Genomic DNA, 11,805 nt, shown 5'->3' with positions numbered 1-11,805 from the left:
CGCCCATTTCGTACCAATGGGCGGCATCCGTGCTGGATGCGGCGAAGTCGTTTCCGGGCGCGTAGGATAGCGGCGCTTTCCTACGCGTCTTCCGGCCGGTCCTTCGGGTCGAACTGGATGATGGTGATCCATCGTGCCGTCAGTGCCGGCTTCTTCTCGTTTTCGATCTCGATCGTCACGTCGTAGGTGGTCATCAGCATGCCGCCGCCCCGGAAGCGGGCGTCGGAGAGCAGAAAACGGCCGCGCACGCGGGCGCCGCTCTTGACCGGCGTCATGAAGCGGACGCGATCGAAGCCGTAGTTGATGCCCATGGTCTGCTCGCGCACTTTCGGCAGGCAATTGTAGTTCATCGCCGACAGCAGGGACAGCGTCAGGAAGCCATGGGCGATGGTGCCGCCGAAGGGGCTTTCAGCGGCCGCGCGCCCGGGATCGACATGAATGAACTGATGGTCGTCGGTCGCCCCCGCAAAAGCGTCGATCATTGTCTGGTCGACGGTAATCCAATCCGAAAGACCCGTTTCCATGCCGATCAATCCCCGCACGTCGGAGAGTGAAATTTCCGTGACCATGAATTCCTCGTGAGAAAAGCCGCCGGGCCAAGCCTTATCGTGCATTTATGACGATTGCGACAAGGATTTGCGTGAGTGTGAGGAGGCGGTCATTTTTCTACGAAAAAGGCGACGGAGCGTGGCTCGACGGTCACGCTGGCGTCGGGCTTCTTCGCTCCCTCCGGCGTCAGTTGGCTCCAGCCCGGCTCGTTTTCCGACGGAAGCACAAAGAACTGGCGGCTCTCCGAGCGATTGAAAAGCACAGCAAGCCGGGTGTTTCTGCCGCGCGAGGAGCGGTCGCCGGTGGCGAGCAGCATGCCGAGCGTCGAAAGCGACGGCGTCTCCCATTCGGCAACGGTCATCGGTTCGCCGGAGAGCGAGATCCATTCGACATCGCCGTTGCCGGAGAGGAAGCCTGTTTCGGAGAAAACTGTGAAGCGGCGGCGCAACCCTGCGACGAAAGCGGTATGGGCGATGAGATCCTCGTTCAGCGCCTTCCAGTCCAGCCAGGTGATTTCGTTGTCCTGGCAATAGGCGTTGTTGTTGCCGCGCTGGCTGCGGCCGCCTTCGTCACCCGCCGTCAGCATGATGCTGCCACGGGTGGCAAAGAGCGTCGATATCAGCGCCATCACGTCATTGATCCGGCGCTTGCGAATTGTGGGATAGAGGGTCTCGCCTTCAACCCCATTGTTCCAGGAATGGTTCTCGTTGTGGCCGTCCCGATTGTGCTCGCCATTGGCGTCATTGTGCTTGCCGGCATAGGAGACGAGGTCGATCAGCGTGAAGCCGTCATGGGCGGCGAGGAAGTTGACGCTGCGCGTCTCTTTGCCGTCGTTGCCGGAGAAGATGTCGGAGGAACCGGCAAGCGCCGTCGCGAGCGAGCCGGTCTTCCACTGGTCGCCCCGCCAGTAACAGCGCAGATCGTCACGAACCCTGTCGTTCCATTCGAGGAAGGGCGGCGGGAAGTTGCCGAGCTGGTAACCGCCCGGACCGATATCCCAGGGTTCGGCGATCATGATCCGGTCGGCGAGCACGTCGTCCGCCAAGATTGCGGCAAGCGTTCCTCCGTCGCGCTCAAACCCGCTCGCGGTGCGGCCCAGCACCGGGGCGAGATCGAAGCGGAAACCATCGACGCCGGCATTGAGGACAAAATGGCGCAGGCTGTCGATGACGAGGCGCCTGACCTCGGGATGATCGCAGGCGATCGTGTTGCCGGTGCCGGTGTCGTTTATGAGTTCGCCGGGGCTGTTTTGGGCGTGGCGGTAATAATGCAGATTGTCGAGGCCGCGCAGCGACAGCGTGGTGCCATAGCGGTCGCTCTCGCCGGTATGATTGAAGACCAGATCGAGGATGACGGCGATGCCTTCGGCATGGAGAGCGGCAACGGTGTTGCGCAGCTCCGCCATGCCGCCGGGGGCGATCCGCGGATCGAGCGCCATCAGGCCGACGGGGTTGTAGCCCCAGCCGTTGGTGAGGCCGAGCGGCGGCAGATGGCGCTCATCGATCCAGGCGGTAATCGGCATCAGTTCGATGGCATCGACCCCGATTCGCTTCAGATGCGCGATAACGGAGGGATGGGCAAGGGCTGCGACCGTGCCGCGTTCGGTTTCCGGCACATCGGGGTGAAGGATGGTGAAGGGCCGCACCGCCACTTCATAGATAAAACCGCCCGGCTCGAAGAGTGGCTTGTCGATTGTGGCTGGGGTGTCGGTGGTGACGATCGCCTTCGGCATCAGATCCTGGCTGTCTTCGCCGTAGAGCCCGAGGCGGGGATCGTAACGGAACGGCCGGTCGATCTCCTTGGCGTAAGGGTCGATCAGCAGTTTTGACGGATCGAACCAGAGGCCGTTGTCGGGCGCATAGATGCCGTCGGCGCGATAGCCGTAGCGGGCGCCTTGCCGGAGGCCGTCGACGAAGAGGCGATGGATGTGGTTGCCATCGCGGGCCATCGGCAGGCGCGCGAATTCCTTGTTGCCGTCATCTTCGAAGAGGCAGAGTTCGATCTGCGCGGCATGATGCGACCACACCGCAAATTCGACGCCGGTCTCGAAGACGATCGCGCCCCGCGCCGAATTGCTGTCCCGCATGGTCCCCCCGGATCAGGTGATCACGGTTGGCTCATCGCGTCCCGTGCGCTCACGAATGCTGGCAATGCTTTCGGCGGCCGCAATCAGATCTGCGAGCGCTTCCTGCGTTTCGATGTTGTGACGAGTCGAATCCGGCTCGTAGCGCTCGATATAGACGCGCAAGGTTGCGCCAGACGTGCCGGTGCCCGACAGGCGGAAGACGACACGGGAGCCGCCCTCGAAGAGCAGGCGGATGCCCTGATGCTCGCTGACCGACTTGTCGATCGGATCGTGATAGGCGAAATCGTCTGCCTTCTCGACCTTCAGGCTGCCGATGCTCTTGCCGGGGAGGGTGGAGAGCTGGCTGCGGAGATTGTCCATCAGGCCGTTCGCCGCGCCGGTGTCCAGGCCTTCATAGTCGTGGCGCGAGTAATAGTTGCGGCCGTAGGTCTGCCAGTGCTGAGTGACGACGTCGGCGACGCTCTCGCCACGCACGGCAAGGATGTTCAGCCACAGCAGCACGGCCCAGAGGCCGTCCTTCTCACGGACATGATTGGAGCCGGTGCCGGAGCTCTCCTCACCGCAGATCGTCGCCATGCCGGCGTCGAGCAGGTTGCCGAAGAACTTCCAGCCGGTTGGCGTCTCATACATGCCGATGCCGCGTTTTTCAGCGACGCGGTCGGCCGCGCCCGATGTCGGCATCGAGCGGGCGATGCCGGCGAGACCGCCGGAATAGCCGGGGGCGAGATTGGCGTTGGCGGCAAGGATCGCCAGGCTGTCGGAGGGGGTGACGAAGATGCCGCGGCCGATGATGAGGTTGCGGTCGCCGTCGCCGTCGGACGCGGCTCCGAAATCGGGCGCGTCCTCGCCCATCATCTCATCGAAGAGTTCCTTGCAGTGAACCGGGTTCGGATCGGGATGATGGCCGCCGAAATCCGGCAGCGGCATGAAGTTGCGCACCGAACCGAGGGGCGCGCCAAGGCGATTTTCGAAGATCTCCTTGGCGTAGGGGCCGGTGACGGCGCTCATGCCGTCGAAAGCGATGCGGAAACCGAGGCTGATCAGATTGCGGATGGCGCCGAAATCGAACAGCTCTTCCATCAGCGCGGCATAGTCCTCGACCGGATCGATGACCGAGAGGATCATACCGCCGGGAAGCTCGTCCTTGCCGATACGGTCGAGATTGACGTCGGCGAAATCGGCGATCTTGTAGCTATCGATCGTCTTGGAACGGGCGTAGATCGCGTCGGTGATCTTTTCCGGCGCCGGGCCGCCATTGTTGATATTGTATTTGATGCCGAAGTCTTCGGTCGGGCCGCCGGGATTGTGGCTGGCCGACAGAATGATGCCACCGAAGGCCTTGTACTTGCGGATAATGTGGGACGCGGCCGGCGTCGACAGAATGCCGCCCTTGCCGACCATCACCTTGCCGAAGCCGTTGGCGGCGGCCATCTTGATCGCCTTCTGGATGACCTCGCGATTGTAGTAACGTCCGTCGCCGCCGATGACGAGGCACTTGCCCTGATAGCCTTCCAGCGAATCGAAGATGGCCTGGATGAAATTCTCCGCATAGTTCGGCTGCTGGAAGACCGGAACCTTCTTACGCAGACCCGAAGTGCCGGGTTTCTGGTCCAGATAGGGCGTGGTGGGTACGGACTTGATCATTTTAGGTCACATGCCTTTCGAGACGAGGCTTGAATAGAGGGCAGCGTAGCGTTCGGCGCTCTTCTCCCAGGAGACATCCGATTTCATGCCTTGCTTTTGCAATTGGGTCCAGAGTTTTCGGTCCGCGTAAAAATGCATGGCACGGCGGATTGCCTGTAGCATGCCCGTTTCGGTCACGGGTGAGAATTGTATGCCGGTTGCCACTTTCGTCGCAAGTGCGGCGTGATTGGCGTCGATCACGGTGTCGTTCAATCCGCCGGTGCGGGCGACGATCGGCACGCAGCCATACCGCAGGCCGTAAAGCTGGGTGAGGCCGCAGGGTTCGAAGCGCGACGGGATGATGATCGCGTCGCAGCCGGCCTGCATCAGGTGCGACATCGGTTCGTTATAGCCGATCGAGACGCCGATGCGGCCGGGATGGCGGCTGGCGGAGGCAAGCAGCGCACCTTCAAGCGCAGCTTCGCCGGAGCCGAGCACGACGAGTTTGCCGCCCATGGCGACGATCTGGTCTGCGACGTTGGCGACGATATCCATGCCCTTCTGCCAGGTGAGGCGGCTGATGACGCAGAAGATCGGCGCATCGTCATTGTCGAGGTGGAAGAACTCGGCGATCGAGCGGCGGTTTTCCTCGCGGTTCTTCAGCGTCGTCGGGCCATAATGGGTGTGGACGACGGGGTCGGTCGCCGGGTTCCAGACATCGGTATCGATGCCGTTGACGATGCCATGCAAATCGTCGATGCGGGTGGCGATGACGCCTTCGAGCCCCATGCCGAATTCGGGTGTCAGGATCTCGTCGGCATAGGTCGGACTGACGGTCGTGACCGCATGGGCGGTCTGCAGGCCACCCTTGAGGAAGCCGACCGTGCCGTAATATTCGATGCCGTCGACGGCGAAGGCATGGTCGGGTAGGCGCAGGCCGGGAAAGATGTCGGAGCCGAATTGGCCTTGGAAGGCGATGTTGTGGATCGTCAGCACGCTCGGCAGTTCCGGCGTCGGATAATAGCGCATGTAGACCGAGGTCAGCGCCGCTTGCCAATCATGGGTATGGACGAGATCCGGCCGCCAGCCGGGCAGCAGACCGGCGGCGATCTCTGAAGCCGCGAGCGACAGGGCGGCGAAACGACGCCAATTGTCGGGATAATCCTTGCCGAGCGGATCGAGATAGGGGCCGCCCGGCCGGTCGTAATAAGCCGGGGCATCGAGGACGAGGAGATCGAGGCCCTCGTGTTCAACCTCGAGCACGGTTGCCCGCTCACCGAGCAGGTCCGGGAATTCGAGCCTGACGACGGGGTCGCGAATGACCTTCATGACGGCGGGGTAGCCGGGCAGGAGGGTCTTGGTCTCGACCCCGAAGGCTTTCAGAGCAATCGGCAGGGCGCCGGACACATCGGCCAGGCCCCCTGTCTTGATCAAGGGGAAGACTTCGGACGAAACCGAAAGAACTTTCATAAGTCAGATATCCAGCTTGTCGATCATCGGTTGGGTGATCAGGCAGATGCCGCTTTCCGTCCGTCGGAAGCGCTTGGCGTCGAGCTCGGCGTCTTCGCCGACGACAAGGCCTTCCGGAATGACGACGCCATGGTCGATCACCACATTCTTGAGCTGTGCACGCCGTCCGATCTTCACGTTCGGCAGGATGACCGCCCCTTCCAGTTTGGAAAAGGAATTGGCCCTGACGCCGGTGAAGAGCAGGCTCTTATTGAGGCTGGCGCCCGAGATGATGCAGTCGCCCGAGACGACGGAGGAGGTGGCCGAGCCGCGGCGGTCGTCGTCGTCATGGACGAATTTCGCCGGCGGGGTGATCTCGGCATAGGTCCAGATCGGCCAGGACTTGTCGTAGATATCGAGTTCCGGGACGATGGCCGTCAGATCGATATTGGCCTGCCAGTAGGCGTCGATCGTGCCGACGTCGCGCCAGTAGGGCTCGTGTTCGAAATCGGAGCGGACGCAGGATTTGGCGAAGCGGTGGGCGACCGCCTTCCCGTTCTTGACGATATAGGGAATGATGTCCTTGCCAAAATCGCGGCTCGAGTTCGGGTCGGCGGCGTCGCGGCGCAGCGCATCGAGCAAGAACTTGGTGTGGAAGACGTAGATGCCCATTGAGGCGAGCGCGAAATCCGGCTTGTCCGGAATGCCCGGCGGATCGGCGGGCTTTTCGATGAAGGCGAAGATCTCGTCCTTTTCGTTGACATGCATGACGCCGAAGCCGGTTGCTTCCATGCGCGGCACTTCCAGGCAGCCGATCGTCACGTCCGCGCCGGAATCGACATGCTGCTGCAGCATGTATTCATAGTCCATCTTGTAGACATGGTCGCCGGCGAGAATGACCATGTATTCGACGCCGTAATCCTCGATAATATCGATGTTCTGATAAACGGCGTCGGCGGTGCCTTCATACCACTGCGTTTCGGAAACGCGCTGCGAGGCAGGCAGGATGTCGAAGCTTTCGTTTCGCTCAGGGCGGAAGAAGTTCCAGCCGCGCTGCATGTGACGGATCAGCGAATGCGCCTTGTATTGCGTCGCGACGCCGATGCGGCGAATGCCCGAGTTCAGCGCGTTCGACAGAGCGAAGTCGATGATGCGGGCCTTGCCGCCGAAATAGACGGCGGGCTTGGCGCGTCGGTCGGTGAGTTCCTTGAGACGGCTCCCCCTGCCGCCGGCCAGAACATAGGCCATTGCATCGCGGGCAAGTGGCTGAATACGCTTCTCTACCATTTTCTCCTCCCACCAGTCTTAATTTTCAGGTTCAAGCATGATTGTCGCCAAGGGCGGCAGCGTGATCGAGCAGGTGATATTGCCGCCGGCATCGACGGCCTGCACGCGTCCGCCATTGCCCTTGCCGCTGCCGCCATAGATGTCGGCATCGGTATTCAGAATCTCCCGCCAGCGGCCTGCAAGCGGCAGACGTATGAGATAATTCTCGCGATAGACGGGAGTAAAGTTGGTGATGACGACGATCGGCTTCTGGCCCGGGGCTTTGCGCTGCCAGGCGAAGACGGAATTCTCGCTGTCGTCGGCAATCAGCCATTCGAAGCCATCGCCCTCGCAGTCCCGCTCATGCAGGGCGGGCTTGCTGCGATAGGTGAAGTTGAGGTCGCGCACCAGACGCCGCATGCCCTCGTGCATACGGTATTGCAGCAGGTTCCAGTCGAGCGACCGATCCTCGCTCCACTCGCTCCACTGGGCGAATTCCTGGCCCATGAACAGGAGCTTCTTGCCGGGATAGCCCCACATATAAGCGTAATAGGCGCGCAGATTGGCGAACTTCTGCCAGTCGTCGCCCGGCATCTTGGCGATCAGCGAGCCCTTTCCGTGAACGACCTCGTCGTGCGACAGCGGCAGGACGAAATTTTCCGAATAGGCATAGAGGAGGCCGAAGGTGAGCTCGTTGTGGTGGTGCTTGCGGTGCACCGGGTCGCGCTTCATGTAGCTCAGCGTGTCATGCATGAAGCCCATGTTCCATTTGAAGCCGAAACCGAGGCCGCCTTCATGCACGGGTTGCGAAACCTTCGGCCAGGAGGTCGATTCCTCGGCGATGGTCATGACGTTGGAATGCTGGCCATAGATGCGGATGTTGAGGTCCTGCAGAAAACGGACAGCTTCGAGGTTCTCGTTGCCGCCATATTCGTTCGGGATCCATTCGCCATGCTTGCGGGAATAATCGAGATAGAGCATCGAGGCGACGGCATCGACGCGCAGGCCGTCGAGATGGAACTTCTCGGCCCAATAGAGGGCGTTGTTGACCAGATAGGAAACCACTTCGGTGCGGCCGAAATTATAGATCGCCGTGTTCCAGTCCGGATGGAAGCCCTTGCGCGGGTCTTCGTGCTCGTAGAGCGCCGTGCCGTCAAACCAGCCGAGTCCGTGTTCGTCGGTCGGGAAATGCGCCGGCACCCAGTCGAGAATGACGCCGATCCCGACCTTGTGGCAGCCGTTGACGAAACGGGCGAAGCCTTCCGGCTCGCCGAAGCGGGCGGTCGGTGCGTAAAGGCCCGTCGTCTGGTAGCCCCAGGAAGGGTCATAGGGATGTTCTGTGATCGGCAGGAATTCGATATGGGTGAAGCCCATGTCGACGCAATAGGGGATGAGGCTGGAGGCGAGCTCGTCCCAGGAAAGCATGGTGCCGTCCTGCCGGCGCTGCCAGGAGCCGGCATGCACCTCATAGATCGAGATCGGCTGACGGCGCTTGTCGATTTCGCGCCAGTGCTTCAGATGGGCCTCGTCCTCCCAGACCTGCTCCAGCTCGGCAGCGGCGATCGAGGCGGTCTTCGGTCTGAGCTCGCTGCGGCGGGCGAAGGGGTCGGCCTTCAGCGGCAGCAATACGCCGTCGTGGCCGCGGATCTCGAACTTGTAGGCGACGCCGAGCGGTACATCGGGAGCGAAGATTTCCCAGATGCCGCTGTCGGCGCGAAAGCGCATGACGTGGCGGCGGCCGTCCCAGCCGTTGAAATCGCCGACGACGGAGACGCGCTGGGCGTTCGGCGCCCAGACCGCGAAGTGGATGCCCTGGGCGCCGTCATGTTTGATGAGATGGGCGCCCATCTTGTCGAACAGGCGCAGATGTGAACCTTGGCGGGCGAAATAATCGTCCATCGGCCCGAGCACCGGCCCGAAGCTGTAGGGGTCGGTGACTGCCCATTCGGCATCGCCGCGCCGGGCGCGATAGCGCACCGGCTGCAGTTTGGCGAGCGAAACCGGCCCGGCGAAGAGGCCATCAGCGTGGAGCCGATTCAATTCGCCGATGACGCTGCCGTCGAGCGTCATGGCGGTCACTTCTTCCGCGCCCGGGATGAAACACCGGGCAACGAAAGCGTCGCCGGCTTGGTGCACACCTAGAACGGCAAAGGGATTGGAATGCGAACCGGCAAGGATCGCCGTGATTTCATCTGCCGAAATTTCCCAGGAAAGCTTTACTTCAGGGACGGTTTTCGGCGTTTTCATCCGGCTCTCCAGATTTCGTCTGCATATTGCCTGATCGTGCGATCGGAGGAGAACCAGCCCATCCGTGCGGTATTGTTGATCGTCTTCGTGTACCAGGCGGACTGGTTGGTCCAGATCTGATCGACGTCGCGCTGGGCCTGGGCATAGGCGTCGAAATCGGCGGCGACCATGAACCAGTCATGCGAATAGATGCCGTCGATCAGCGCCGCGTAGCGATTACGGTCATCGGGTGAGAAGACGCCGGAACCGATGGCCGAGAGCGCCTGGGAGAGTTCGCGGGATCCCTCGATAATGGCGCGGGGGTTGTGGCCATCGCTGCGGACCTTGGCGACCTCATCGGCCCTGAGGCCGAAGATGACGATGTTGTCTTCGCCGACATTGTCGCGCATTTCGACATTGGCGCCGTCGAGCGTGCCGATCGTCAGCGCGCCGTTGAGGCCGAACTTCATGTTGCCGGTGCCTGAGGCTTCCATGCCGGCGGTCGAGATCTGCTCGGAAAGGTCGGCGGCGGGAACCATGACCTCGGCGAGCGAGACATTGTAGTTGGGCACGAAGACGACCTTCAGCAGGCCGCGCACCGATGGGTCGTTGTTGATCGTGCGGGCGACGTCGTTGATCAGTTTGATGATCAGCTTGGCGTTGTAATAGCTCGGCGCCGCCTTGCCGGCGAAGAGTTTGACGCGCGGCACCCAATCGAGCTCGGGATGCGAGCGGATCTGGTCGTAGAGGGCAACCGCTTCGATGATGTTCAGAAGCTGGCGCTTGTATTCATGGATGCGTTTGATCTGGATGTCGAACATCGCCGACGGATCGAGCTTCACGCCCATCCGGCTGGCGACGAGGTTGGAAAGCGCCACCTTGTTGGCCCGCTTCACCGCGGCGAACTTCTGCTGGAAGCTCGGATCGGAAGCATGCGCCTCGAGCGGGCGCAGCTTCTCGGCATCATCGAGGAACGCATCGCCGATCGCCTCGCGGATCAGACCGGTGAGGCCGGGATTGCACTGCTGCAGCCATCGGCGCGGCGTGATGCCGTTGGTCTTGTTGTTGATGCGGTCGGGATAGAGCTTGTGCAGGTCGGCAAAGACCGTGACCTTCATCAGGTCGGTGTGCAGGGCCGAGACGCCGTTGATCGAGTGCGAGCCGATGAAGGCGAGATTGCCCATGCGCACGCGGCGGTCGCCGCTTTCCTCGATCAGCGAGATCGAACGGATCTCGCTGTCGGAGAAGTTCTTGCCCTTGCGGGCTTCGAGCAGAATCTTGGCATTGATCGCGTAGACGATCTGCATGTGGCGCGGCAGCAGCCGCTCGAACAGCGGAACCGGCCAGCTTTCCAGCGCTTCCGGCAGAAGCGTGTGGTTGGTGTAGGAGAAGGTGCGGCGGGTGATATCCCAGGCCTGGTCGAAATCCATGCCGTGCACGTCACAGAGCAGACGCACGAGCTCGGCGACCGAGACGGCCGGATGGGTGTCGTTCAACTGAATTGCCACCTTGTCTGGCAGCGAGGTGAAATCGTCATATTGCTGCAGGTGGCGGCGCAGAATGTCCTGCAGCGAGGCCGAGGAGAAGAAGAATTCCTGGCGCAGCCGCAATTCCTGGCCGGCAGGGGTAGCGTCGGCAGGATAGAGGACGCGGGTCAGGCTCTCGGCCTTGTTGCTTTCGCGCAGCGCGCCGATGTGGTCGCCGGCGTTGAAGGCATCGAGCAGGATTGGGTCGATCGGCTGCGCTGACCAGAGGCGCAACGTGTTGACGCGTTTTCCCCGCCAGCCGACGACCGGCGTGTCGAAGGCGGCGGCGATAACGCGCTCGGCCGGCTTCCAGACGTAGCGCGGCTGGTCGTCATGGGTGGTGATGAATTCAACGGCGCCGCCGAAACCGATTTCATAGGCGCTCTCGCGCCGTTCGAATTCCCAGGGATTGCCGTGGGCGAGCCAGTTCTCCGGCAGTTCCACCTGCCAGCCGTCGGCCATCTGCTGGCGGAACAGGCCGTGGACGTAGCGGATGCCGTAGCCATAGGCCGGAACATCGACCGTCGCCATGCTTTCCATGAAACAGGCGGCCAGACGGCCGAGGCCGCCATTGCCGAGCGCGGCGTCCGGCTCCAGACCGGCGATGACGTTGACGTCAACGCCGAGGGAGCTCAGCGCATCGCGCACCTCTTCCATCAGGCCGAGGTTCGAGACGGCATCGCGCATCAGGCGGCCGATCAGAAACTCGAGAGAAAGATAATAGACGCGCTTGGCTCCGGTCGCATAGACCTCACGGGTGGAGGCCATCCACTTGTCGATGATGCGGTCGCGCACCACCAGGATCGTCGCTGTCAGCCAGTCATGCGGCTTTGCCACCTTGGCATCCTTGCCGATGCGATAGGTCAGGCGTTCGATGATTTCTTCGGCGAGAATTTCCGGCCTTGAGCTGCGGGGAGCGGGAGAGGGGATAACCGGCTTGGAAACGGTATTCATGGTCAGATCTCGCCAATTTTAATTTTGTATCAGGGTGTTATGCCTGATTTAATCGATTTGTCGCCTGCGCTTGCGACAGTTTATGCATCGTTGGGAAGCACTTGCAACAAAGGATTTGGACAAACG

The 11,805-nt window shown here is 61.8% G+C and carries 7 protein-coding genes; all 7 read right to left on the bottom strand.

The annotated features are described in order from the left end of the window. Positions 1-80: 80 nt before the first annotated feature. Positions 81-569, bottom strand: a complete 489-nt coding sequence (locus tag NL154_RS18285) for a MaoC family dehydratase (protein ID WP_210629826.1) — start codon at positions 567-569, stop codon at positions 81-83. A gap of 89 nt (positions 570-658) precedes the next feature. Continuing rightward, positions 659-2,635 (bottom strand): glycogen debranching protein GlgX, encoded by a 1,977-nt coding sequence (gene glgX / locus NL154_RS18280; RefSeq protein WP_434733158.1) that lies wholly within the window; start codon positions 2,633-2,635, stop codon positions 659-661. Positions 2,636-2,647: 12 nt separating this feature from the next. Beyond that, positions 2,648-4,279 (bottom strand): alpha-D-glucose phosphate-specific phosphoglucomutase, encoded by a 1,632-nt coding sequence (locus tag NL154_RS18275; RefSeq protein ID WP_210629828.1) that lies wholly within the window; start codon positions 4,277-4,279, stop codon positions 2,648-2,650. Between the two features lie 6 nt (positions 4,280-4,285). Continuing rightward, positions 4,286-5,728 (bottom strand): glycogen synthase GlgA, encoded by a 1,443-nt coding sequence (gene glgA, locus NL154_RS18270; RefSeq protein WP_210629829.1) that lies wholly within the window; start codon positions 5,726-5,728, stop codon positions 4,286-4,288. Between the two features lie 3 nt (positions 5,729-5,731). Continuing rightward, the gene (gene glgC / locus NL154_RS18265) at positions 5,732-6,994 is read right to left on the bottom strand and encodes a glucose-1-phosphate adenylyltransferase (RefSeq protein WP_221146397.1); all 1,263 of its coding nucleotides are present in this window, start codon (positions 6,992-6,994) and stop codon (positions 5,732-5,734) included. An 18-nt stretch (positions 6,995-7,012) separates the two neighbouring features. Beyond that, positions 7,013-9,220, bottom strand: a complete 2,208-nt coding sequence (gene glgB / locus NL154_RS18260) for a 1,4-alpha-glucan branching protein GlgB (protein ID WP_434733157.1) — start codon at positions 9,218-9,220, stop codon at positions 7,013-7,015. Then, complete coding sequence (locus tag NL154_RS18255) at positions 9,217-11,679, bottom strand: glycogen/starch/alpha-glucan phosphorylase (RefSeq protein WP_210629832.1); 2,463 nt, start codon at positions 11,677-11,679, stop codon at positions 9,217-9,219. Before NL154_RS18255 ends, glgB begins: the two co-directional genes overlap by 4 nt. Positions 11,680-11,805 lie beyond the last annotated feature (126 nt).

This window comes from Rhizobium sp. YTUHZ044 (assembly GCF_051123975.1).
Taxonomy (GTDB): Bacteria; Pseudomonadota; Alphaproteobacteria; order Rhizobiales; family Rhizobiaceae; genus Rhizobium.
This window is presented reverse-complemented; position numbering and strand designations above follow the sequence as displayed.